Source organism: Streptomyces sp. NBC_00271 (genome assembly GCF_036178845.1).
In the GTDB taxonomy this organism is placed as follows: Bacteria; Actinomycetota; Actinomycetes; order Streptomycetales; family Streptomycetaceae; genus Streptomyces.
Genome location: NZ_CP108070.1, coordinates 826944 through 852030, shown reverse-complemented (window position 1 = coordinate 852030; position 25087 = coordinate 826944). Strand labels below are relative to the sequence as shown.

Sequence of the window (25087 nt, the reverse complement as noted above, 5' to 3'; positions counted from 1 at the left end):
CCACCTATGCGTAGATTCTGGCATGTCGGTCTCAACGTCACCGACATGGACCGCACCATCGAGTTCTACCGACTCGTCGGCTTCGAGGTCGTGCAGGACAAGGAGGTCGACGACGCCAACCTCGCGCGGGCGTTCATGATCGACCAGGGCAGCAGGCTGCGCTTCGCGCACATGCGCCTGAACAACTCGCCCGACGAGGCGCTGCTCGACATCATCGAGTGGCACGACGTGCCGGCGACCCGCGAACGGGCCATCGCCGACACCGTCAACCCGGGCCTGTGCCGCTTCTCGATCCTCACGGACGACATCCAGGGCGAGTACGACCGCCTGAGCGCCGCGGGCGTCAAGTTCCTGCACACCCCGCAGACCGTGATGGCTCCCGACGGGGTGAACGGATGGAAGATCCTCTTCGCGGCGGACCCCGACGGTACGCTGTTCCACTTTGTCGAGTTGGTAGGGGACTCAGCCAAGCACTGAGGTTTCCCTGACCGGAAAGTAGGAGACGTGGCGAAGGGGCCTTCCGAATCCAGCGACGTGGTCGCCGACGACGATGCCGAGCAGGGAGCCGGGGTTCTCGTACCGGCGGTGTCACGCACGGTACGGGTACTCGACCACCTGGTCCGGCATGTCGACGGGGCGACGGTCACCGAACTCGCCAAATCATGTGGGCTGGCCAAGAGCACGGCATCGAACCTGATCCGGACGATGGTCAGCGAGGGTCTCATCGAGTACGACTCCGACACCCGGCGTTACAACCTGGGACCGCTGCTCGTGGAGTACGGCGTGGCGGCGGTCACCAGGACCACCCCGGTCGCGGAGGCGCGGCCGTTCATGGAGCGGCTGGCCGAGCGGACCGAGCTGGCGTGCCTCGCGATCTCGCCGATGCCCGACGGGCACTTCACCGCGATCGCGAAGATCGAGAGCCGCAAGGACATCAAGATCACCATCGAGATCGGCTCCCGGTTCGACCGGGACGCGCCGCTGCTCAGCCGGCTGACGGACGCGTGGCGTGACGTCGTGCCGGCTGCGGACGACGATGCGCGCCGCGAGGAAGTGCGCTCCCGCGGTTTCGGAGTCGTCTTCGGGGAGTACGCCCCCGAGCTGAACGTCATGGGTTTCCCCGTCTTCGACCGTGACGGGCAGCCCTGCCTCGTGATCAGCCTGCTCGGCATGGGAACGGATCTCACGCCGCAGGACATCGACGAGTTGGCCCCCTACCTGGTCACCGCCGCGCGTGCCATCACGGTGCGCAGCGGCGGCCGGGTACCGGCCGACTACCCGGAGGCCGGACCGGAGGGATCCGCCGGCTGACCCCATCAGACCCACAGGACCGGCGCCCGCACGCCGGTCCTGTGAACCCGCACCGCCGGTCGCGGGCACTTCCTTGAGGAGCACGAACCATGGACAGCCACACCATCGCCGTTGTGGGAGGTACCGGACCACAGGGCAAGGGCCTGGCCCTGCACTTCGCCCGCGCCGGCCACAAGGTCGTCATCGGATCCCGCTCGGCCGGGCGCGCCGAGGAGGCCGCGGCCGAGATCCGCGCGCGTGCCGGCTCGGCCGTCGACGTGCTCGGCCTCGACAACAAGGCTGCCGTCGAGGCGGCCGACGCGGTCCTGATCGTCGTGCCGTGGGACGGCCACGAGGAACTGGTCGCGGCGCTCGCGCCGGTGCTGGCGGGGAAGCTGGTCATCAGCTGCGTCAACCCGCTCGGCTTCGACAAGCGCGGCGCGTACGGCCTGGACGTCGAGGAAGGCAGCGCCGCCGAGCAGACGCAGAGGCTCGTGCCCGATGCCGTGGTCGTCGGCGCCTTCCATCACCTGTCCGCCGTCTCCCTGTGGGAGGCCGAGGGTCCCCTCGGGCACGAGGACGTCCTGGTGGTGGGTGACGACAGGGACGCCAAGGAGAAGGTCGCCGCCCTCGCCGCGACGATCACCGGCCGGCCCGGCATCGACGGCGGGGTCCTGCGGCTGGCCCGTCAGCTGGAGCCGCTCACCGCCGTCCTCATCAACATCAACCGGCGCTACAAGACCCGTTCGGGCGTCTCGGTCTCCGGGATCCCGGCATGATCCTCGAACTGCGCGAGTACACCGCGCTGCCGGACCGGACCGAGGACCTGCACAGGCGCTTCGCCGACGAGACCCTCGGCCTCTTCAGGGATTTCGGTCTCGACCTCAGGGGTTTCTGGCACGTCGTCGACGACCGACGGCGGATCTACTACCTGTGTGCGTTCGAGGATGTGAACGCGGCGATCGAGTTCTGGGATGCCTTCAGGGCGGATCCGCGGTGGATCGAGCTGAAGGAACGCAGTGAGGCCGATGGCCCGCTGATCGAGGAAATCGTGAGCACGTACCTCACCGAACCCGAGTACGTGGCGGCTCATCGCTGATTTTCCGGCGGGGCCGGATGCGGTCGCGCATGCGGCCCCGCCGTGACCGGCCGGCGGGCGTTCAAGCCTCGGCCGGAATGGATTCGCAATTCCCTTTTATCCATTGCCGTGGACACTGTTCACCATCGTGAATCGAGAGTCGATGATCAAGGGCATTCAGCTACACGCCTGGGCAGGTGGACCGAGCCTGGTCGAGGTCGCCGAGGTCGCCGCTCGGACCTTCGAGACGATCTGGGTCACCGACCAGATGCAGTCGCGAGGAGTGGGCGCCGTCCTGGGGGCGATCGCGGCCAGGACCGGTGCGGGTGTCGGCACGGCGGTGACGTTCCCGTTCGGGCGCAACCCCCTGGAACAGGCTTCCACGATGGCCACGTTGGCCGAGTTCATGCCGGCCGGCCGCCAGGTGAGCATGGGGATCGGAACCGGCGGTGGCCTGGTGAGCGCCCTGATGGAGCGGCAGCAGCCCGTCGGCCGCGTCGCCGAACTCATCAGGTTCTGCCGCGCGCTCTGGCGGGGTGAGAGCGTCCGCATGGGCGACTACCCCCTCACCTGCGCGGACCTGGGTCTGCGTGCGGAGGGCCGGGCGTCCCTCGACTGGGTGGACGACCCCGCGGTCCGGGTGATCGTGGCCGGCACGGGTCCCAAGATCCTTGAGATGACGGGCGAGTTGGCCGACGGTGTGATCTGCGCCAGCAACTTCCCGGCACACAGCCTCGCGGCCTTCCGCAGCGGCCAGTTCGACGCGGTCAGCAACCTCGACCGCCTCGACGCAGGCCGGGAGCGCAGCGACCGCCCGGAGCTGACCCGTATCTACGGGGTGAACGTGTCCGTCTCGGCGGACCGCGACCGCGCCAACGCCGCCGCCCGCCGGCAGGCCGCCCTGATCGTCTCCCAGCAGCCGCACGAGAGTCTGCAGCAGGTCGGCTTCGAACAGGCCGACTACGCGGCGACCCGTGAGGCCGTCCACACGGGCCGGGGCATCGCCGCCGCGGCCGAACTCCTGCCCCAGCACGTGGCCGACCAGCTCGTCATCTCGGGAACTCCCGGCGACTGCATCGCGTCGCTCGCCGAACTCCTCGAGTACGCCCGCGGGGCCGGCTTCACCGAGGCATACGTCGGAGCCCCCGTCGGTCCCGACCCGGCGGAAGCCGTGGACCTGCTCACCACCGAAGTTCTCCCGGAGCTCATATGAACGCCGTCGCGGACGAGACACCGCTGTGCCTGTCGGAGACCGGGGGCGGCGTCGCGACGGTGACGCTGAACCGCCCCGACGCGCGCAACGCCATGAACATCCCGCTGCTCCAGCAACTGGTCGCGGCGCTCAAGGGCGCCCGCGAACAGGGTGTCGGCGTCCTGCTGCTGAAGGCCGAGGGCCCGGCCTTCTGCGCGGGTGCCGACGTGCGGTCGGACGACGGCACCGCGATGGGCCGGCCGGGCCTGCGCCGGCAACTGATCGAGGAGGCGTGCGACCTCGTCGAGGCGTTCCCCGCCTCGGTCGCCGCCGTGCAGGGCCCGGCCGTGGGCGGCGGATGGGCCCTGGCCGCCGCCGCCGTGGTCACCCTGGCGGCTCCGGGCGCGATGTTCCGCTTCCCGGAGCTCCGGCTGGGCTTCCTGCCCCCGGACCAGACGGTCCGCCGCCTGCGGGCCGCTGTCGGTCCCGCCGCGGCGTTCCGGCTGCTGGTGGCAGATGAACGTTTCACCGGGGACGACCTGGCCCGGCTGGGCCTGGTCGATGTGGTCGGGGCCGCGGACCTCGGCCACCGGGCCCGGCACCTCGCCGAGCAGTTCGCGGCCGCGCCGTCGGATCTTGTCCAGACCCTTCGGACGGCTCTCACCACCTGATTTCCCCCGCGGCGACCGCACCGTTCGGACCACCCGATCCACCGGCCGCCCGATGCCCTCCGGAAAGGCGACAACCATGAGTGCGAACCCCTTCATCGAGTCCGAGGACCAGGAGCAGTTGCGGGCCACGGCCCGTGCGGTGATCGCACGGCACGCTCCGCAGCGTGACGTGCGGATCTGGGACGAGGAGGGCTCCTACCCCGAGCACCTCTACCGCGAGATCGCGAAGCTGGGCTGGTACGACATCGTCGCGGACGACGAGCCCCTCGAGGGCATGGCTGGCCTGCTGATCGCGCTGTGCGAGGAGGTCGGGCGGGCCAGTTCGGACCTGGTCGCGCTGCTGAACCTGAACATCAGCGGGATCCGCGACCTGATCCGCTGGGGCACCCTCGAACAGCAGGAGAAGTACGCCGAGCCCGTGCTGCGGGGCGACGGCCGGTTCTCCATCGCGGTCTCGGAGCCGGACGTCGGCTCGGACGCGGCGAGCGTGGCGACGACCGCGGAGCGCGTCGAGGGCGGCTGGCTGCTGAACGGGCAGAAGACGTACTGCGAGGGCGCGGGGATCCCGGGCACGGTGATGGAGCTGTTCGCGAAGACCGGCGACAGCGGCCGCAAGCGGGACGACCTCGCCGTGTTCCTGGTCCCCTCCGACCACCCGGGTGTCGAGATCCGCCGGATGCCGGCCCTGGGCCGCAACATCAGCGGGATCTACGAGGTGTTCCTCCACGACGTCCTGGTCCCCGACGAGGCCCTGCTGGGCGAGCCGGGCCAGGGCTGGCAGATCCTCAAGGAGCGGCTGGTCCTGGAGCGGATCATGATCAGCTCGGGGTTCCTGGGCAGTGTCGGACAGGTCCTGGACATGACGGTCGAGTACGCCAACGAGCGCGAGCAGTTCGGGAAGACGATCTCCTCGTACCAGGGTGTGACGCTGCCGCTCGCGGAGATGTTCGTCCGCAAGGACGCGGCGCGCTGCGCGGTGCAGCGGTCGGCGGCGTTCTTCGACGCGGGCCTGCCGTGCGAGACGGAGAGCACGATGGCGAAGTTCCTGTGCGGCCAGATATACGCCGAGGCGTCGGCGCTGGCGGTCCAGCTGCAGGGCGCGTACGGCTATGTCCGCGACCACACCCTGCCGATGCACCACTCGGACGGAATCATCGCGCGGGTCGTGGCCGGCCCGCCGTCGGTGCAGCTGAACTTCATCGCGCGGTCCATGGGCCTGCGCGGCAACTGACCATGCCTGAGCGTCCATGTGAGGAGACCGCGGTGACTTCCGCACCCGTACGCCGTGCGCTGGCCAGGGCCAGGGCGGGCAAGAACATCGACCGCCGGGAGGCGGCGGCCCTGCTCGGGGCGCGCGGCGACGACCTGGCCTCGCTGTGCGAGGTCGCGGGGTCCGTGCGCTCCGCGGGTCTCCTCGACGCGGGGCGGCCCGGCATCGTCACCTACAGCAAGAAGGTGTTCGTACCGCTCACCCGGCTGTGCCGGGACCGGTGCCACTACTGCACCTTCGCGACCACCCCGGGCCGGGTCGAGGAGGCCTACCTCACGCCCGGGCAGGTCCTGGACATCGCCCGCGAGGGTGCCCGACTGGGCTGCAAGGAGGCCCTGTTCACGCTCGGGGACCGGCCGGAGGATCGCTGGAAGGCCGCCCGGGAGTGGCTGGGCGCGCACGGCTACGAGGACACCCTCGCGTACGTGCGGGCGATGGCGATCCTGGTGCTGGAGGAGACCGGCCTGATCCCGCACCTGAACCCCGGGGTGATGAGCTGGACGGAACTGCAGCGACTGAAGCCCGTCGCGGGGTCGATGGGCCTGATGCTGGAGTCGACGGCACGGTCGCTGTGGTCGGAGCCGGGGGGCTGCCACTACGGGTCCCCGGACAAGGACCCCGCGGTGCGGCTGCGGACCATCGAGGACGCCTCCCGCAGCAGTATCCCCTTCACGACGGGGATCCTGATCGGTATCGGCGAGAGCGCCGAGGACCGGGTCGAGTCGATCCTGGAGATCCGCCGCATCGCCCGGCAGTACGGGGCGGTCCAGGAAGTGATCGTGCAGAACTTCCGGGCCAAGCCCGACACGGCCATGCGGGCGGTGCCGGACGCGGACCTGGAGGAGTACCTCGCGGCGATCGCGGTCGCGCGCATCCTGCTGGGCCCGAAGACGCGGATCCAGGCCCCGCCGAACCTGTCCGACCCGGACGAGCTGCGGCTCCTGCTCGCGGCCGGCGTCGACGACTGGGGCGGTGTGTCGCCCCTGACGCCCGACCACGTCAACCCCGAACGGCCCTGGCCGCACCTGGAACGCCTCGCGGAACTGACCGCCGGGGCCGGATTCGAACTGCGTGAACGCCTCGCGGCACAGCCGGAGTACATCCGCGCGGGCAGCCCCTGGGCGGACGCCCGCGTCCAGCCGCACCTGCGGGCACTCGCCGACCCGGACACCGGCCTCGCCGCCGACGTGCTGCCGGTGGGGATGCCGTGGCAGGAAGCAGCCGAGGCCGTCTCGTCCGGGCGTACCGACCTGCACACCGCGATCGACAGGGAAGGCCGGCTCACCACCGCGCGCGGTGACTTCGACAACGCGTTCGGCGACTGGCAGGTCCTGGCCGACCAGGTGCACGACCTCCCCACCGGAGCCGGCGCGGGTGCACCGGAGCGCCTCGACAGTGACGTCGCCGACGCCCTGCGGGCGGCCGAGCGGGACCCGGCGGGCCTCACGGACGGACAGGCGTTGGCGCTGGCCTACGCGGACGGTCCGGGGCTCGACGCGATGTGCAGGCTCGCGGACCAGGTCCGCCGGTCCGCGGTCGGAGACACCGTGACCTACGTGGTGAACCGGAATGTCAACTTCAGCAACGTCTGCTACGTCGGCTGCCGGTTCTGCGCGTTCGCGCAACGGGAGACCGACGCGGACGCCTACCGGCTGTCGCTGGGCGAGGTCGGCGACCGGGTCGAACAGGCCTGGGCCGTGGGCGCGACGGAGGTGTGCATGCAGGGCGGTATCGACCCGGCCCTGCCCAGCAGCGTCCACCACGACCTGGCCCGCGCGGTCAAGGAACGCTGCCCCGACATGCACCTGCACGCCTTCTCCCCGATGGAGATCATCAGCGGCGCGTCCCGGATGGGGATCTCCGTCGCCGAGTGGCTCGCCGGGGCGCGCGAGGCGGGGCTGGACTCCGTCCCGGGCACCGCCGCGGAGATCCTCGACGACGAGATCCGCTGGATCCTGACCAAGGGCAAACTCCCCGCCGCGGAATGGATCCGGGTGGTGAAGACCGCGCACGGACTGGGGATCCCCACGACCGCGACCATGATGTACGGGCACGTCGACGAGCCCCGGCACTGGGTGGGGCACCTGCGCACCCTGGTCGGCATCCAGCGGGAGACGGGCGGGTTCACCGAGTTCGTACCGCTGCCGTTCGTGCACCACTCCTCCCCGATCTACCTCGCCGGGATCGCCCGGCCGGGCCCCACCCACCGGGACAACAGAGCCGTCCACGCCCTCGCGCGCCTGCTGATGCACGGGCACATCGACAACATCGAGTGCTCGTGGGTCAAACTGTCGCCCGAGCAGTGCGTGCAGATGCTGCGCGGGGGCGCCAACGACCTGGGCGGGACACTGATGGAGGAGACCATCAGCCGGATGGCGGGCTCGACGAACGGGTCGATGAAGACCATCGCGGACATCGAGGCCCTCGCCGCGGCCGCCGGCCGGCCGGCCCGGCAGCGCTCGACGACCTACGGCCAGGTCAGCGCGGAACGCGCCGAAGCGGCCCGCCGGTTCGACACGGAGGTCCACCGGGTCGTGCCGCTGAGTGTCGGATTCGTACGATGACCACCGGCCGGCCCGGCCGCGGCCGCGCGGACGGGGGTACGCACGGCCGGGCCCACCATCCCGCCGACAGGGGCGGACACCGCGACAACCGTGCGCGCGGTGAGGTGCGTTGGGCCGTTGTCGTCCCGCAGAAGGACCTCCGCCTGGCGAAGAGCCGCCTCGCACTCGACTCGCCCGACCGGCAGCGGGTCGCGAGCGCCCTGTTCCGCGACACCGTGGCCGCCGCGCAGCACACGCCTGGCGTGGCCACGGTGATCGTCGTCGTCGACCGGATCCAGGACCTCGAACCCGTCGCCGGTCTCGGTGTCGGACATGTCCTCGGGACCGGCCCGGGTCTCAACGAGGCCCTGCACCAGGGCGAACGGGCCGCCCGTGCCGGCCACCCCGGGTGCGGTGTCGCCGCGCTCCCCGCCGACCTGCCGCTGATCGAACCCGCGCTCCTCGGCCGGGCCCTGGCCGAGGCCGGGGCCCACGACCGGGCGTTCCTCCCCGACGCGGACGACGAGGGCACCACGCTCCTCACCGCCCGTCCCGGACACGCGCTCGGTCCCGTCTACGGAATCGGCTCCCGCGAGGCCCACCGCCGTTCCGGCGCCGTCGAACTGACCGGACCCGGCCTCGCCGCGCTGCGTTACGACCTCGACTGCCTCGCCCACCTCGCTCACCTCGCCCTCGTGCCACCCCCGGCACGACACACCCACCTCTCCGACGTCCTCGCCCGTCTGCGGCCCGTACCGTCCCTCGTGGACGCTTCGTACCTCCCCGGCCTCCCCGGCCGTACCGCGTCGCCGGGCGTCGTACGTCACCCGCCGCGGGCATGAGAACGACCTTGGCGGCCGGAGAGATCGAGGGTGCCCGGCCGCCAAGGCCGCTGTTCTTCGGGGATGGCTCTCTTTACGGGTAGTAGTGCGTGAGGGACTCCGCGACGCAGGCGGGCTTGTCGGATCCTTCGAGTTCGAAGGTGAAGGCGCGGTGCACCTGGATGCCGCCCCGGCTCACCTCGCGCACCTCGGTGATCCCGGCGTGCAGGCGGATCTTGCTGCCGACCGGCACGGGCGCGGGGAAACGCACCTTGTTCACACCGTAGTTGAGGGCCATGCCCACGCCGGTGACCTGGAGGAGTTCCGCCACCATGGGGATGCCCCAGCTGAGCACCATGTAGCCGTGCGCGATCGTGCGCCCGAACGGGCCCGCGGCCGCGCGCTCGACGTCGGTGTGGATCCACTGGCCGTCGCCGGAGACCGCCGCGAAGGCGTCGATGAGCTCCTGAGTGACTTCCCTCCACTCGGAGTGTCCGAGATCGCGGCCGGCCAGCTTCGCGATCTCCGGTATGCCGTTGGCGGTCAGTGTCACGATGGACTCCGATTTCCTTGGTTCAGTTCCTGGTTGGATGACGGCCGGTCATCGGCCGATCGGTGCCTGCGGTCCGGCGGGACGTCAGCCGGTGATGCGTTCGAACACCGCGGCCAGGCCCTGGCCTCCGCCGATGCACATCGTCTCCAGGCCGTAGCGGGTCCCCCTGCGGTGCATCTCGCGCACCAGGGTGGCCAGGATCCGGGCGCCGGTCGCCCCGACGGGGTGGCCGAGGGAGATGCCGGAGCCGTTGACGTTGATCCGCTCGTGGTCGGCGTCGGTCAGACCCAGCACCCGTGTGCAGGCCAGTACCTGGGCGGCGAAGGCCTCGTTGAGCTCGATCAGGCCCATGTCGGTGAGCGTGAGCCCGGCCCTGTCCAGGGCTTTCCGGGTGGCCGGCACCGGGCCGATCCCCATGGTCTCGGCGGGCACCCCGGCGCGGGCGAAGGACACCAGCCGCACCAGCGGGGTCAGGCCCAGGCGCTCGGCCGTGGCACGGGTGGTCACCAGGCAGGCGGCCGCCGCGTCGTTCTGACCGCTGGCGTTGCCCGCGGTGACGGTCGCCTCCGGGTCGGACCTGCCCATGATCGGCCGGAGTGCGGCCAGTTGCTCCGCCGTCGTGCCGGGGCGGGGGTGTTCGTCCTCCGCCACGGTGACCTCGCCCTTGCGGGTGCGCACCGTGACGGGGACGATCTCGTCCTTGAACAGCCCGGCCGCCATGGCGGCAGCGGTGCGCTGCTGGGAGCGCACCGCGAGGGTGTCCTGGTCCTCGCGGGAGATGGAGTAGGCGCGGCGGAGGTTCTCCGCGGTCTCGATCATGCCCCCGGGAACGGGGTGGTTGACGCCGCCGGCGGTGGCCCGGCCACGCGCCAGGGAGTCGTGGAGTTCGAGACTCGGCGTCCTGATACCCCACCGGCCGTCGTGGGTGTAGAAGGGGGCCGCGCTCATGACGTCCACCCCGCCCGCGACGACGACATCGCTGAAGCCGCTGCGGATCTGCATGGCGGCGTCGAGGACGGCCTGGAGGCCCGATCCGCAACGGCGGTCGACCTGGACGCCGGTGACCGAGTCGGGCAGCCCCGCGTCGAGGGCGGCGACCCGGCCGATCGCGGGGGCGTCGGAGGTCGGGTAGGCGTGGCCCAGGATCACCTCGTCGATCCGCTCGGGATCGATCCCGGTGCGGCCGACGATCTCGGCGATGACGAGCGCCGCGAGACCGGCCGGACGCTGGTCCGCGAGCGCGCCGCCGAAGCGCCCGATCGGTGTGCGCAGCGGCTCGCAGATGACGACATCGGCTTGTTCGGACATGCAACTGCCTTTCCCTGGTGGGGGAAGCTCTACGGCGGAACCGTTCCCACCGAGCCTCGCACTCCGGCACCAAGAAGATCCAATACCTGATTCACGCCGGACTCGGACGGAAATCGTCTAGGTGCTCAGGGTGGGGGTCGGCAGCGCCTCCTCGGCCACGGTGAGGACCGAGTGCAGCGCGGCCGAGGGATTGTCCGTACGCCAGGCCAGCGCCGCCTGGAGCCGGATGGGCGGCCCGGCCAGCGGGCGGTACACCAGGCCGGTCTGCTGGACGTGCAGGCAGGACGTCAGGGTCAGCGTCACCCCGACTCCGGCGGCCACCAGCGCCAGGATGGTGTGGGAGTCCGGAGCCTCCTGGACCACCCGCGGCGTGAACCCGGCCGTGTCGCAGACCTGGAACGTGGCGTCGCGCAGGCTGGAGCCGGCGTTGGCGGGGAAACTCACGAAGGGCTCCTCGCCCAGGGCGGCGATCGGGATGCGATCGCGCTGGGCCAGGGGGTGGTAGGAGGGCAGCGCGCAGATCATCTCCTCCTCCCCGATGACCCGCAGTGTCACACCCGGGGGAGTTGCCGAGAGCCGGACGAAACCGAGGTCCAGCGAGCCCTCCGCGACGCCCGCCAGGGCCGCGTTGGCGTAGGTCTGGCCCTTCAGGACCAGCTCGATGCCGGGGTGGACGGCTCTGACGGCCCGGGTCAGCCGGGGCAGGCTCTCATGGCTGGAGGCGCCGGCGAAGCCCACGGTCACGCGCCCGTACTGGCCCAGCCCGGCGGCCCTGGCGGCCCGGGTGGCCAGGTCGAGGTCCTTGAGCACGGTACGCACCGGCTCCAGGTAGGACTGGCCGGCGCTGGTGAGCCTGACCGAGCGGGTGTTGCGCTCGAAGAGCTGGACCCCCAGCTCCTTCTCCAACTGCCGGATCTGCTGGCTCAGCGGTGGCTGGGCCATCTGGAGCCGTTTGGCGGCACGGCCGAAGTGCAGTTCCTCGGCGACGGCTACGAAGGCGACCAGGCGGCGCAGTTCCATGGTGGTTCCCACTGTTCCGACTCCGGGAGGAATCCCGGTCATTCATCGAATGAACGTCTTAAAGCGTGTGCCATTTAGTATTGGACATTAATGGATTGCGGCTGGCAGCGTAAGACCGTCCGCCGAACCGGTCCGCGCAGCTCCGGCCTGGCGTCTGGGGGCGGGCGTTCCCGCGTGGCACACCGGCGGACACGTCCGTCCACCTCGGACGGCGGCCGTTCGTGCGGACTTCGGTCTCCCCAGAGTCGGGAGGTCAGGGCGACAGGGCCCCGCGGGGTGCGTCGGCGGTGGGTGGTCACCGCACCCGGGCCGCGATACGCCGGGTGTCAACGGGGCCCGGGCACGGCAGGCACGGAGTGCCGGCGATCCGCCGGCGGCCGCGGACCGAAGCAGCCGGGTCAGCAGAACGGATCCGGCTCCCGCACCACCGGAGCGGGAGCGGAAATCCGAGAACCGAGAGGGAGGCGAGATCCACATGCGCATCAGGATTGTCGGCGCCGGCGCCATGGGCCGCGGCATCGCCCAGTGGGCGGCGGTCGCCGGCCACACCGTCGAACTCGCCGATGTGCGGCAGGAGGCCGTCGGCGAGGCCGTCGTCTTCGTCCAGCACATGCTCGAACGCGCCGCCCAGAAGCAGCGGATGACCGAAGAGGCCGCCGGAGCCGCTTCGGCACGGCTGCTGCCGGTGGACTCGCCGGCCGCGCCGGGCGACGACGTGGGGCTGGTCATCGAGGCGGTCCGCGAGGACCTGGCCACCAAGACGGAGCTGTTCCGGCAGCTGGAGGACATCCTGCCCGCGGGCACGGTCTTCGCGACCAACACGTCCTCGCTGCCTGTGACACAGATCGCGTCGGGACTCCTTGATCCGTCCCGCCTCTGCGGCCTGCACTTCTTCAATCCCGTGCCGCTGATGAGGATCGTCGAGGTAGTTCCGGGCGCGCTGACCCGCCCCGAGATCCCCCGGACCCTCGTCGAACTGGTCCGGGCCACCGGACACGCCGCGGTAGTCGCCTCGGACACCCCCGGCTTCCTGATCAACCACGTCGGCCGCGGCCTGATCACCGAGGCGTTCGCCCTGCTGGAGGAGTCCGTCAGCGACACGACGGGCATCGACCGCATCGCCCGCGACGTACTCGGACTGCGCATGGGCCCCTTCGAGCTGATGGACCTCACCGGCCTGGACGTGACCGCCGCGGTGACCGACTCCATCTGGCAGGGCTTCCGGCACTCCGACCGGCTGCGCCCCTCCTACCTCGCTCCCAACCGGGTGGCGGCGGGCCTGCACGGCCGCAAGACCGGGCGCGGCTTCTACGCGTACGGCCCCGGCATCCCGGCCCCCGCCGACCTGCCGGAACAACCCGTCACCGGCGATCCGGGCCGGCCGGTGTGGGTCGCCGGCGAGGGCCGGGACGGCGACACGCTGCGCACGGTGCTCAGCGAGTCGGGGGCGGCCCTCGAAAAGGCGTCCGCGCCCTCGGAGCAGGCTCTCGTGCTGTGCCCGGTCTGGGGAACGACCGTCGCCTCCGCGATCGCCGAGGGCGGCCTGCCGGCCGAGCGCACCCTGGGCGTCGACCCCCTGTCCCTCACCGCCCGTCGCCGGGTGCTGGCCATGACCCCGGCGTCCGACGGGACCGCGGTGCGCGACGCGCGCGCGGTGCTGGCACGGGCGGCCGGCGGTGCAGAGGCCGTCCCGGTGTCCGTCGTGCGCGACACGGCGGGCTCGGTCGCCCAGCGGGTGCTGGCGTCGATCATCTCGGTGGCGGCCTCCGTCGCGGAGCGTTCCCTCGCGGCCCCCGGCGACATCGACCTCGCCGTCACGGCGGGACTCGGCTACCCGGTCGGTCCGTTGGCCTGGGGCGACCGGATCGGGGCCCGGCGCCTGCTCGCCCTGCAGGAAGGGCTCCACCGCAGCACCGGTGACCCCCGCTACCGGCCGACCCGCTGGGTCACCGAGCGCGCGCATCTCGGCCTGCCGCTCACCGAACCGGGCGCCGTCCCGCCGGTCGCCGACGCCTGAGGCACGCGCCCCCTCTCGCTTCCGGGAACGCATCGCCGGGGCGAGCGCCCCGGCACGACGAACGAATCGCACGACAACGCACGAGCGAAGGAAGAACAGTCATGACCCTGAGGATCACCGTCTGCGTGAAATACGTGCCCGACGCGACAGGCGACCGGCACTTCGCCGACGATTCGACGGTCGCCCGCGAAGACGTCGACGGACTTCTCTCGGAACTCGACGAGTACGCGGTCGAGCAGGCCCTCCGGATCGCCGACGAGTCGGACGACGCGGAGATCACCGTACTGACGGTGGGTCCCGAGGACGCCAGGGAGGCGCTGCGCAAGGCACTGTCCATGGGCGCCGACCGCGCCGTCCACGTGGAGGACGACGGCCTGCACGGCACGGACGTGCTGGGCACCTCGCTCGTGCTCGCCAAGGCCATCGAGCACATCGGCTACGACCTCGTCGTCTGCGGTATGGCCTCCACGGACGGCGCCATGGGGGTCCTGCCCGCGCTGCTGGCCGAGCGCCTGGCCGTCCCGCAGGCCACCCTGCTGTCCGAGGTCTCGGTGGCCGGCGGTCAGATCACGGGCCGCCGGGACAGCGACGCGGCGTCCGAGCGGCTTCAGGCGTCCCTGCCGGCGGTCGTGTCGGTGACCGACCAGTCCGGTGAGGCCCGTTACCCGTCGTTCAAGGGCATCATGGCGGCCAAGAAGAAGCCGGTGGACTCCCTGGACCTGTCGGACCTCGGCATCGACCCCGACGAGGTGGGACTCAAGGGCGCCTGGACCGCGGTGGAGGCGGTGGCCGAGCGCCCGGCCCGCACCGCGGGCACGATCGTCCAGGACGAGGGCGAGGGCGGCAAGCAGCTCGCGGAGTTCCTGGCGGCCCGGAAGTACATCTGAGCCCGGGCCGACGCCCACCCGTCCACGTCCTTCTTCTTCATCCGCAGGAGACACGTCCATGACCCACATCCTCGTGTACGTCGACCACGTCGACGGAGCGGTGCGCAAACCCACCCTCGAACTGCTCACACTCGCCCGCCGCCTGGGCGAGCCGGTCGCCGTGCATCTCGGCGCCGGCGCGCAGGCCGCCGCCGAGATCCTGGGCGACCACGGCGCGGTCAGGATCCTCGCGCACGACGCCCCCGAGTACTCCGACTACCTGGTGGCCCCCAAGGCCGACGCGTTGCAGGCCGCCTGCGCCGCCGTCTCCCCGGCCGTGGTCCTCCTGCCGTCCTCGGCCGAGTCCAAGGAGATCGCCGCCCGCCTGGCGCTGCGCGTCGGCGCCGGCCTGGTCACCGACGCCGTCGACGTCGAGGCGGGCCCCGACGGCCCGGTCACCACGCAGTCGGCGTTCGCCGCGGCCTTCACCACCCGCTCGCGCGTGACCCGGGACGTCGCGGTCATCACCGTCAAGCCCAACTCGGCCCCGGTGGAGGCCGCCCCGGCCGCCGGCACGGTCGAGGAGCTGGCAGTGGTCTTCGCGGACCGGGCGACGGGCACCAGGATCACCTCGCGGACCCGGCGCGAGTCGACGGGACGCCCGGAGCTGACGGAGGCGGAGACCGTCGTCGCCGGTGGCCGCGGTGTCAACGGCGCGGAGAACTTCCGGATCATCGAAGCCCTGGCCGATTCGCTCGGCGCGGCGGTGGGCGCGTCCCGCGCGGCCGTCGACTCCGGCTGGTATCCGCACGCGCACCAGATCGGCCAGACGGGCAAGAGCGTGTCGCCGCAGCTGTACGTCGCGGCGGGTATCTCGGGCGCGATCCAGCACCGGGCCGGCATGCAGACCTCGAAGACGATCGTGGCGATCAACAAGGACGCCGAGGCACCGATCTTCGACCTGGCCGACTACGGCGTGGTCGGCGACCTGTTCGAGGTCGTGCCCCGTCTCACCGAGGAGATCCGGGCCCGCAAGGCCTGATCGCGTCGAGACCCGCGCACCGCGCGCGGGCCTACGACACCAAGGGGAGCCCCTCCCGTTCGCCCCAGCCCCCTGAACCCCCGAAGGCACTGACAGCGACACCGCACATCGATGTCAGTGCCTTCGGGCTGCCCTCAAGCGCACGGACGCCCGGAGCGGAGAAGTCGTCGAAGCCGGTGAACACTGCCGCGTTTCCGGACTCGCTCCGAGACAGGTCGGATGTCGTCATACAAATTCCGTCCCAGGTCTAGGACTTGGCGACATGGTTCCGTACATTCATCGGATGTCTGAGCCTTCGCTCGTCCTGTGGGAGATCGACTATGCGCACCATTGTCGCCGCGTGCCTTGCTGCCGCCGTGGCCTGTCTGGGTTTCACCGGCGGCCCGCCCGAAGCCGTCGCCGCCGACGCGTCCGCCCACGCGGCGGACACTCTGCATGTCGCGCCAGACGGGCGCGGTTCGGCGTGCAGTGACCGGAATCCGTGCAGTCTCGAGACCGCTCGCGACCGTGCGAGATCTCTCGTCCCGCAGGCCCCGGGCGATGTCGTGGTCGAACTGGACGGCGGGACCTACCGGCTCACCGCTCCCTTCCGGCTGGGCGTCCAGAACTCCGGCCGGCCCGGCCACCCGGTGGTGTACCGGGCGGCCGCGGGGCAGACGCCGGTGCTCAGCGGCGCGACCCGGATCACCGGCTTCGCGCGCGTCGACGTGGCGAAGAACATCTACCGGGCCAAGGTTCCCGCAGGCATCACCAGTCGGGAGTTGTTCGTCGACGGGAAGCGCGCCGACCGCGCCCGCGGGACGCGCAACCCGTCGGGGTTCTCCGTGACCGCCACCGGCTTCACCACCGCTGACGCCTCGTACACCGCGTGGACGAACCCCGCGCAGGTCGAGGTCGTGCACAACAGCGGCTGGAAGCAGATGCGTTGCCCGCTGGCGTCCATCACCCGCTCCGCGCACGGCGGCTCGGACCTCACCGTCGATCCCGGTTGCTGGAACAACAACCACAACGCGGTGCCCAACCCGAGCTTTCCCTTCAACGGCGCCGGACTGCCGTCGATGGACGGCATCACCTGGCTGGAGAACGCCTACCAACTCCTTGGCACACCAGGCCAGTTCTATCTCGACGAGAACGCCGGGTACCTCTACTACGTGCCACGCGCGGGCGAGAACCTGGCGACGGCGGACGTCGAACTGCCGGTGGCGCCCGAACTCGTCGACGCCTCGGGCACCCCGGGACACCTGGCCCCGGTCAACGACACCGACTGGCGGGCGACCTACACCGGCAACTGGGGCTACTCCGACGGCCGGCACCTCGGCGACCTGAACGCGGACGTGCACTACACCTCCGGCAACGGCGACGCGGTCAGCTACACCTTCACCGGCACCGGGATCCAGGTGCTGTCGGAGACCAACTCCGACGAGGGCACCGCGGACGTGTACATCGACGGGAAGAAGGTCTCGACGGTCTCCGGCGACGGCCCGGAGCGGCTGGCCCAGCAGGCCATGGTCTCCGTCACCGGACTCCCGAAGGGCAAGCACACCCTGCGTCTGGTCAAGACCGGCGGCACCTACCTGCTCGTCGACGGATTCACCGTGATCCCCGACGTCGTGGCACCCGTGCACGACATCGTCTTCTCCGGGCTGACCTTCGCCTGCACCACATGGAACGCCCCGTCCGCCGAGGGCTACGTGGACAACCAGGCCGGGGTGCTCTGGGACCCGGCGACCCGCACCCCGATCCGTATCCCTGCGGCGGTCCAGGTGCACCGGGGCAAACGGATCTCCTTCTCCGGCGACGTGGTCCAGCACACCGGGACCAGCGGCATCGACCTGGCCGACCAGACACAGGACTCCACGATCGAGGACAGCTCCGTCACCGACACTTCCGGCAGCGGTGTCTCGGTCGGCGAGGTGGACGACTACTACCAGACCGACCCCGCCCTGATGACGAGCGGCAACACCGTCTCGGGCAACACCGTGCAGTTCCCCGGCCAGGAGTACCAGGACGCGGTCGGCGTCTGGGTCGGCCACAGCAGGGCGACGACCGTCTCCCACAACGACGTCGGCTACACCCCGTACTCCGGCATGTCCATCGGCTGGGGCTGGGGATGGGCGTCGAACTGCACCCTGCAGGCCAAGCAAGGTCTGCCCGACCCCTGCCTGCACGGCACCACGTACGCCGGCGGCAACAAGATCCTCGGCAACCACGTGCACAGCGTGATGGGCGCGCTCTTCGACGGCGGTCCGATCTACACCCTCGGCGGCCAGTCCGCACCCTCGGAATTCGCCGGGAACGTGCTGTCGGAGTGCATCGACGGCTGCAACATGATCTACCACGACGAGGGCAGCTCGATGTGGAACACCCACGACAACGTCGTGCGTTTCGCCAACGGGTCGCTCTGGACGAACCTGTGGACGCCGAGCATCCACGACGACTCGATCCACGACAACTACAGCGACACCGCCTCCTACAACAACAGCGGCACCGACATCACGTTCGAGCAGGCCACCGTGGTGACGGACGGGAACTGGCCGCCGGCGGCCAGGGCCATCATCGACGCCGCCGGCCCCGGCACCCTCCCCGGCCGCACCGTCGACGACGACGACCTGCGGATCTCGTACACCGGCAGCTGGTCCTCCAGCGGTTCCCGCGGCTACGGCGACCTCGACAACGGCGTGCACTACGCACAGCACGACGGCGCCGCCGCCACGATCACCTTCCCCGGCACCGGGATCAGCTTCCTCACCGAGACGAACCCCGACGAAGGCGACATCGCCGTCACGCTGGACGGCCACTCCAAGGAGACCGTCAGCGCGAACACCCCGCAACGGCACGCCCAGCAGAGCGTGTACACGGTCTCGAACCTGCCGGCCGGCACGCACACCCTGACTCTCACCAAGGCCGGCGGCGACTACCTCCTGGTGGACGGCTTCACCCTCGACTGACAGTGAGGATGTGACGTGGTGACGCTGCGGGTGGGTCTGACCCTCCGACTGACTGACGTCTCGACTGTCCTGTTTGGGATTTGTCGGCCCGCCGGACGTCACCACGCACGCGGCCGGACGGGCGTTTGTGACCTTATAGGAGCTTGGTCCAGAAGCCCCGTCACTGTCTTGTCCACCCGCCCGACCGGCGCGTGCCGCCCTCGGAACGGACACGCCACAAGGACGGACATGACCAGCATGACGCACGACGGCCCGCAGATCACCGGCGGTGTCGACACCCACGGCCTGACTCACCACGCGGCCGTGATCGACCCGATCGGCCGGCACTTGGCCGACCGGGAGTTCCCCGCCACCATCCGGGGTTACCGGGACCTGCTGGACTGGATGCGCACGCACGGCACGCTGGTCGCGGTGGGGGTGGAGGGCACCGGTGCCTACGGCGCCGAGCTCGCCCGGGTGCTGACCGCCGCGGGGGTCACCGTCGCCGATGTGGACCGCCCGGACCGCAAGACGCGGCGGATGAAGGGCAAGTCCGATCCGATCGACGCCTACGCCGCCGCGACGGCTGTGCTGTCCGGCCGGGCCACCGGTATCCCCAAGAGCCGGGACGGCGTGGTCGAGGCGGTGCGGGTGCTGCGGATCGCCCGCCGCAGCGCCGTCAAGGCCCGCACGCAGGCGATGAACCAGATCCGCGGCCTGCTCGAACAGCACTGGCCTGGGCCCAGGAACCTGTTCTGCTCGCTCGTCTCCGACATCGCCCTGAACTTCCTGACCGACTACCCCACCCCGCAGGCGGCCGCCCGACTCGGCGAAGCCCGCATGGCCGCCTTCTGCAAGCGCCATGCCTACCGCGGCGGCAAACCGGCATCCGCACTGCTGGCCCGGCTCCGCTCCGCTCCCGTCGCCCCGGTCAGCCTCCCCACGCCCGTCCTCACCGCGCTCATCACGGCACAAGTCCAGCTCCTGCGCAGTCTGCAGGCCACCATCACCCAGCTCGAGACGACCATCAAGAAGTGTCTCGCCAGGCACCCGCGCGCCGTCCTCCTCGCCCGGTTGCCTGGCGTGGGCACCATCAACCTCGCGCAGCTGCTTGCCGAGGTCGGCCCGATCCTCGACCGCGTCGAGTCCGCCGAACAGGCCGCCGCCGAGTGCGGAGCCGCACCGGTGACCAAGGCATCCGGGAAGGCACATGGCGTCTACTTCCGATGGGCCGCCAACACACGTGCCCGCAAGGCCGTCACCGCCTTCGCTCACAACTCCCGCATGCAATCACCCTGGGCCGCCGCCCTCTACGCAAACGCCCGCGCACGCGGGAAACACAACCCCCACGCCACCCGCATCGTCGCCCGCGCGTGGCTCCGCGTCATATGGGCCTGCTGGCACAACGCCACCCCCTACGACCCTGACAACCACCCCGCCACCCAACGCCTCAAAGCCAGCTGACTTGACTCAGAGGACTCAAACGCTACGCGGCCCGCGAGGTCTACCGCGCACTGACCAGCACACCAACCGAACGAATCACCCAAACCGACCTGACTCCAGCGGCTTGACAGCCATAGGAGCATCCGCGGTCACAGGCAACTCACCGCCACCGGGCCGGCCATGCGCCGGGAGAAAGGAAACACCCATGCTTGCCGCACCCAGACGTAAACTGCTCACCGTGCTGACGGCACCCGCCGCGGTCGTCGCACTGCTCGCCGGCGCGCAACTCGCCGTAGGCCGCACGGCCGACTCCCCGGCAACCGCGTCCACCGCCTCGCACGCCCAGGCGCCTCAGGACCGGCGGGTCGCGGCCTGGTCGCCGAGCATGACGGTCGGCGGACCGAACTTCAACGACCAGACCATACGGATGGTCGCCCACTCCACCGTCGACGGCGACGCACTGCGCATCCACCTGTCCAACCTGCGCGGCACGATCCCGCTGTCGGTGGCACACGTCACCATCGGCGCGCAGGCCGACCGGGCTACGGCGGTCGCCCGGTCACTGCTCCCGGTCACCTTCGATCACCGGCGGTCCGTGACCGTCCCCACCGGCGGGGAAGTGGTCAGCGACCCGGTGGCCATGCACGTCAAGGCCGACCAGAGCGTCCTGATCAGCATCTACCTGCCCCATGCGACCAGTTCCGCCACCTGGCACTCCGACGCCTTCGACACCAGCTACCTGTCGACGCCGGGTGACCACACCACCGAGACCTCCGACGCGTCCTACGTCGCGGCGAGAACCTCCTGGTACTACCTGTCCGGGATCGACGTCGTCCCGACGCACGCCCGCGGCACCGTGGTGGCCTTCGGCGACTCGATAACCGACGGTTACAACACCCCGGCGGGGGCCTACCGCCGCTGGCCAGACGACCTGGCCCGGCGGTTGGCCGCCACCAGCCCGATGGGCGTCGTGGACGCCGGTATCGGCGGCAACCGCGTCCTGACGGACGTCCCCAACATCTGGCAGGGCGTCAGCGCCAGCAAGCGCTTCGCCCATGACGCGCTCGGCCAGCCAGGAGTCAGGGACGTGATCCTCTTCGAGGGCATCAACGACATCGGCAACAACGCCGGTCCCGGCGGCGCGCCACTGACCGCGCAGGACCTGATCGACGGCTACCGCGACCTGATCCGGCAGGCGCACGCCGCGGGAGTCCGGATCATCGGCGGCACCATGCTGCCCGACAAGGGCAACGGCTATTACAGCGACTCCGCGGAGGCGATCCGCCAGGCGGCCAACCAGTGGATCCGCACCAGCGGGGCCTTCGACGGCGTGGTGGACTTCGCCAAGGCCGCCGCCGACCCGGCCGACCCCGCCGCCCTCAACCCGGCCTACGACTCCGGCGACCACATCCACCCCAACGAGGCCGGCATGCAGGCGCTGGCCAACGCGGTCAACCTCTCCCTGCTGACGGGGACGTGACGGCGGTAGAGGCGGCAGGTCGGGTGCCGGCCAGTCCGAAGGGGTGCGGCCCGGCGTCCCGCGGCGCCGGTCCGACGGCTGCGAAAATGGTCCTTGAACCAGTATTCGGGGCCCAGTTCACCGAGGCGAGCTAGGGATTCCGGCCGAAGCGGTCCGCGATCGACGCATGCGAAGCCGTGCGCGTCGCCGCGAACCAGCGGCGGGAGTGGGTGTTCGAGGCCGATATCCGCGACTGCTTCGGCACGATCGACCATGAGGCGCTGATGGCCCAGGTGGCACGGCGTGTGGTGGACCGGTTGATGCTGAAGCTGATCCGGGCCTGGCTGCGGATGGGAGTCCTGGAGGGCGGGGTGACCTCGCCTACCGGGGCGGGAACCCCTCGGGGCTCGCCGATTTCCCCGTTGCTGGCGAATATCGCGCTGCACGTTCTCGACGAGGCGTGGCAGAACGAAGGACGCCGACTGGGGACGCTGGTGAGATACTGCGATGATTTCGTAGTCCTGTCGCCGACGGAGCAACGGGCCCAACAGGCCCGTGAATTGGCGGCGCGAGTGCTGGAACGGCTCGGGATGCGATTGCATCCCGAGAAGACCGGCATCGTCTGCCTCACCCGAGGTGAGCAGGGACCTGGGCGGCACCCTGGAGGAGGTCGTTCGTACGGAAGCGCAAGACCGCCGCCGGGCGGATGCCCGAGCGCCCGTTCGTCCTGGTCGGCCAGCAGTACCTCGCCGACCCCGACCGCTCCTGCGGCGACATTCACCCCATCCGGGCGTACGCCCACGTCCCGCACGGCCACCCCGGTGACGCCACCGAGGCGGTGCTGCGTCAGATCGAGCGGTTCGCGCCGGGGGTCCGGGAGCGGATCGTGGGACTCTCGGCGCGCTCGTCCACCGAACTGGCCCGCTACAACGCGAACTTCGTCGGTGGCGACATCGTCGCCGGTGCCAACACCGCACGACAGGTCGCGCTGCGTCCCCGGATGTCCCTCGACCCCTACAGCACCGGCATCCCCGGCGTGTACCTGTGCTCGGCGGCCACCCCACCCGGTGCGGGGGTGCACGGCATGTGCGGTGCGAACGCCGCCCGCTCCGCACTGCGGTACCTGGACCGGTGAGCGGTCCTGTACGGCGGCCGGACGGGGCACCGGATCCGGTCGTTCTCGCGGCCCAGGTGATACAGGCCAACCGGGACGAGGTCATCGCCGGGCTGGTCGCCACGACCGAGGCGGAGATCGCCCAGCTGGAACACGACGAATCGCTGCACGGGCTTCTGAAAGCCAGCATCACCGAGAACATCGTCACCGTCCTGCACGTCATCATCAACCGCATCGACCCGCAGACCGTCGACGCGCTGGCCTCGGCCGTCTCCTACGCACGCGGGCTCGCCCAGCGCGACGTTCCGCTCTCGGCCTTGCCGCGCGCCTACCGGATCGGCCATGCGCAGAGCCTGGACCTGGTCCTCGGCGAGGCGGTCCGACTGGGCTGCCGGACCCGGCCGGCACTGTCATCACCCTGGTCAGCCTCACCTCGGCTTTTCTGGACCGGGTCTGCGACCAGATCGGCCGTGTCTACGAGGAGGAGCGCGAACGCTGGGTGGGCGGCCGAAGCGTGCTGCGCCAGTACTGGGTCAACCAGCTCCTCGACAACCCCCGGGTCGATCTGCGGCAGGCCGAGGCCGCCCTTGACCACCGGTTGTCCGGCACCCATCTGGCCGTCGAGGGCTGGCTCCACGGCACGACCGCGACCGTCGACCCCGCCGCCGTCTTCGACCGGCTGACCTCGCTGCTGTACACCGTCCTGCATGCACGGGGCCGGCCCCTGCTGGTCCACACGGACGAGGCGGACGCCCGGATCTGGCTTGCCGTCAGGCCTGGCTGCCCGGTAGACCCCGACACCGTCGCCGCCGAACTGGGCGACGCCGCGCTACCGGTACGCGTCGCCCTCGACATCGTCCGTCCGGGCCTCGACGGCTTCCGCCGCAGCACCCGCGCCGCCGCCCGCGCCAAGACCCTCGCCCTCTCCGCGGGGGCCGGCACACCCAAAGTGGTGGCCTTCACCCGCGTCGCCCCCGTAGCTCTCCTGGCCGACGAGCCCCGCGAACTGGCCGACTTCGTGTTCGACACTCTCGGCGACCTCGCCGTGAACGACCGCCGCCGCGAACTCCTCCGCGAGACGCTCCGGGTCTTCCTCGCCACCAACCGCAGCTACGCCGCCACCGCGGACCGGCTGGTGGTCCACCGCAACACCGTCCACTACCGCGTCCAGCGCGCCGTCGACCACTACCACCTCGACCTCGACGCCAACGCCTTCGACCTCCACTTCGCTCTCACGATCTGCCGCTGGCACGGGTCGAAGGTCCTGCGCCGCAAGTGAAGACGGCGCGCAGGGGCCGCCTCGACGATGGTCCACCCGTACACCTGGCCGGCGGTCCAGCGCCGCCCCTCACTGCTCCAGTACGAGCAGCTGTGCCTCCTCCGGTGACCAACCGACCGTCACCTCGGTGTCGAGGTCGCCGGTCGCGCGCGAGCCCGTGCCGAGTTCGCGCATGACCACGTCCCGGCCGCCTACGTGCAGTCGGTGACGGACCGTGGCGCCGAGGCTGGTGGACGACAGCAACCGGCCGGAGCCGCGGTTCTCGGTGCGGTCGACGTCGACGAAACGCAGATGCTCGGGGCGGACGGAGACCGCGTACGCGTCGCCCTTCGCCCCGCGGTCCCTTACCCGGCCGACTCCCCAGGCGCCGAGGTCGACGACGGCCTCGCCGTCCCCCCGCTCCAGCACCGTGCAGGGCAGCAGGTTGGTGTCGCCGAGGAAGTTGGCCACCCAGTCGGTACTCGGATGCGCGTACACGTCCTCGGGGGCGCCTTCCTGCACGATCCTGCCGTCGCGCATGACCACGATCCGGTCGGACATGGACATCGCCTCATCCTGGTCATGGGTTACGAACAGGACGGAGATGCCGAGCGACTGCTGCAGTGTCTTCACCTCGCCCTGCATCTGCTCACGCAGACGCTTGTCCAGAGCGGCCATCGGTTCGTCCAGCAGCAGGGCAGCCGGGTTGAACACCAGGGCGCGGGCGAGTGCGACACGCTGCTGCTGGCCGCCGGACATCTGACGCGGACGACGGTCGCCGAGCCCGGCCAGTCCGACGCGGGTGAGTGCCTCTTCCGCTCGCCTGCGCCGCTCGCTCCGCTGGACCCCTCGCATGCGCAACGGGAAATCGACGTTCTCGGCGGCGCTCATGTGCGGGAACAGGGCGTAACTCTGGAAGACGACGCCGAGGTTGCGGTCTTTCGGGGGAAGCCGGTCCACGGGTTCGCCGTCGATCAGCACAGTACCGGAGGTGAGTTCCTCGAAACCGGCGACCATCATCATCGTCGTGGTCTTGCCGGAGCCGCTTGGCCCGAGCAGCGTCACGAACTCGCCGGGCTCGACCGACAGATCGAGATGGTCGACGGCGGCGACGTCGCCGTACGTCTTACGGACGCTCCGCAACTCGATGGCGCCACGGCGCTCTTCACTGGGCGCCGAGGCGGATGCCTGCTGTGTGGTCGTGGTCGTCATGGT

20 protein-coding genes and 2 pseudogenes are annotated in these 25087 nt (G+C 70.8%); 18 read left to right on the top strand and 4 right to left on the bottom strand.

Features of this window, described 5'->3' with window-relative positions; all coding sequences use genetic code 11:
• Positions 1–6 precede the first annotated feature (6 nt).
• From OG798_RS04360 to cofC, 9 genes are all read left to right on the top strand, one after another.
• Positions 7–477 (top strand): VOC family protein, encoded by a 471-nt coding sequence (locus OG798_RS04360; protein WP_328756331.1) that lies wholly within the window; start codon positions 7–9, stop codon positions 475–477.
• A gap of 27 nt (positions 478–504) precedes the next feature.
• Positions 505–1311 (top strand): IclR family transcriptional regulator, encoded by an 807-nt coding sequence (locus OG798_RS04355; RefSeq protein WP_220788946.1) that lies wholly within the window; start codon positions 505–507, stop codon positions 1309–1311.
• A gap of 89 nt (positions 1312–1400) precedes the next feature.
• Positions 1401–2069, top strand: a complete 669-nt coding sequence (npdG, locus tag OG798_RS04350) for an NADPH-dependent F420 reductase (protein WP_328756329.1) — start codon at positions 1401–1403, stop codon at positions 2067–2069.
• Entirely contained in the window at positions 2066–2389 is a 324-nt protein-coding gene (locus OG798_RS04345) for an NIPSNAP family protein (RefSeq protein WP_121417694.1), read from the top strand. The genes npdG and OG798_RS04345 overlap by 4 nt, the downstream gene beginning before the upstream one ends.
• A gap of 127 nt (positions 2390–2516) precedes the next feature.
• The gene (locus OG798_RS04340; protein ID WP_220788947.1) at positions 2517–3581 is read left to right on the top strand and encodes an LLM class flavin-dependent oxidoreductase; all 1065 of its coding nucleotides are present in this window, start codon (positions 2517–2519) and stop codon (positions 3579–3581) included.
• Positions 3578–4231: an enoyl-CoA hydratase/isomerase family protein gene (locus tag OG798_RS04335; protein ID WP_121417695.1), complete on the top strand. Its 654-nt coding sequence runs from the start codon at positions 3578–3580 to the stop codon at positions 4229–4231. Before OG798_RS04340 ends, OG798_RS04335 begins: the two co-directional genes overlap by 4 nt.
• 76 nt (positions 4232–4307) lie before the next feature.
• The gene (locus OG798_RS04330; protein ID WP_121417697.1) at positions 4308–5462 is read left to right on the top strand and encodes an acyl-CoA dehydrogenase family protein; all 1155 of its coding nucleotides are present in this window, start codon (positions 4308–4310) and stop codon (positions 5460–5462) included.
• Positions 5463–5464: 2 nt separating this feature from the next.
• Positions 5465–8065 (top strand): bifunctional FO biosynthesis protein CofGH, encoded by a 2601-nt coding sequence (locus tag OG798_RS04325; RefSeq protein WP_328756327.1) that lies wholly within the window; start codon positions 5465–5467, stop codon positions 8063–8065.
• Entirely contained in the window at positions 8062–8886 is an 825-nt protein-coding gene (gene cofC / locus OG798_RS04320) for a 2-phospho-L-lactate guanylyltransferase (RefSeq protein WP_328756326.1), read from the top strand. Before OG798_RS04325 ends, cofC begins: the two co-directional genes overlap by 4 nt.
• A gap of 73 nt (positions 8887–8959) precedes the next feature.
• On the opposite strand, the gene OG798_RS04315 is transcribed toward cofC, so the two are convergent.
• The 3 genes from OG798_RS04315 to OG798_RS04305 form a co-directional block, all read right to left on the bottom strand.
• Positions 8960–9418: a MaoC family dehydratase gene (locus OG798_RS04315; protein ID WP_121417701.1), complete on the bottom strand. Its 459-nt coding sequence runs from the start codon at positions 9416–9418 to the stop codon at positions 8960–8962.
• Between the two features lie 84 nt (positions 9419–9502).
• On the bottom strand, positions 9503–10726 hold the full coding sequence (locus OG798_RS04310) for an acetyl-CoA C-acetyltransferase (protein WP_328756324.1): 1224 nt from the start codon (positions 10724–10726) through the stop codon (positions 9503–9505).
• 117 nt (positions 10727–10843) lie between these two features.
• Positions 10844–11746, bottom strand: coding sequence for a LysR family transcriptional regulator (locus OG798_RS04305; protein WP_121418689.1), 903 nt, complete (start codon positions 11744–11746; stop codon positions 10844–10846).
• A gap of 475 nt (positions 11747–12221) precedes the next feature.
• On the opposite strand from OG798_RS04305, the gene OG798_RS04300 reads away from it, so the two are divergent.
• The 9 genes and pseudogenes from OG798_RS04300 to OG798_RS04265 all read left to right on the top strand — a co-directional run bounded on the left by OG798_RS04300 (position 12222) and on the right by OG798_RS04265 (position 23893).
• Positions 12222–13763: a 3-hydroxyacyl-CoA dehydrogenase gene (locus OG798_RS04300; protein WP_121417705.1), complete on the top strand. Its 1542-nt coding sequence runs from the start codon at positions 12222–12224 to the stop codon at positions 13761–13763.
• 101 nt (positions 13764–13864) lie between these two features.
• The gene (locus OG798_RS04295; RefSeq protein WP_121417707.1) at positions 13865–14650 is read left to right on the top strand and encodes an electron transfer flavoprotein subunit beta/FixA family protein; all 786 of its coding nucleotides are present in this window, start codon (positions 13865–13867) and stop codon (positions 14648–14650) included.
• 58 nt (positions 14651–14708) lie between these two features.
• Entirely contained in the window at positions 14709–15671 is a 963-nt protein-coding gene (locus OG798_RS04290) for an electron transfer flavoprotein subunit alpha/FixB family protein (RefSeq protein ID WP_121417709.1), read from the top strand.
• A 320-nt stretch (positions 15672–15991) separates the two neighbouring features.
• Complete coding sequence (locus tag OG798_RS04285; protein WP_328756320.1) at positions 15992–18619, top strand: hypothetical protein; 2628 nt, start codon at positions 15992–15994, stop codon at positions 18617–18619.
• Between the two features lie 228 nt (positions 18620–18847).
• The gene (locus tag OG798_RS04280) at positions 18848–20062 is read left to right on the top strand and encodes an IS110 family transposase (RefSeq protein WP_328756319.1); all 1215 of its coding nucleotides are present in this window, start codon (positions 18848–18850) and stop codon (positions 20060–20062) included.
• Positions 20063–20246: 184 nt separating this feature from the next.
• Positions 20247–21521, top strand: coding sequence for an SGNH/GDSL hydrolase family protein (locus tag OG798_RS04275; protein WP_328756317.1), 1275 nt, complete (start codon positions 20247–20249; stop codon positions 21519–21521).
• 146 nt (positions 21522–21667) lie between these two features.
• A pseudogene (locus OG798_RS56405) lies at positions 21668–22114 on the top strand (reverse transcriptase domain-containing protein); the annotation flags it as partial.
• A gap of 34 nt (positions 22115–22148) precedes the next feature.
• Positions 22149–22635, top strand: a pseudogene (locus tag OG798_RS04270) (phytoene desaturase family protein); the annotation flags it as partial.
• A 478-nt stretch (positions 22636–23113) separates the two neighbouring features.
• Positions 23114–23893 carry a PucR family transcriptional regulator gene (locus OG798_RS04265; protein ID WP_183127600.1) on the top strand — a complete coding sequence of 260 codons (780 nt, stop codon included), beginning with the start codon at positions 23114–23116 and terminating at the stop codon, positions 23891–23893.
• Positions 23894–23962: 69 nt separating this feature from the next.
• On the opposite strand, the gene OG798_RS04260 is transcribed toward OG798_RS04265, so the two are convergent.
• Positions 23963–25084, bottom strand: a complete 1122-nt coding sequence (locus OG798_RS04260) for an ABC transporter ATP-binding protein (protein ID WP_328756315.1) — start codon at positions 25082–25084, stop codon at positions 23963–23965.
• Positions 25085–25087: the final 3 nt, after the last annotated feature.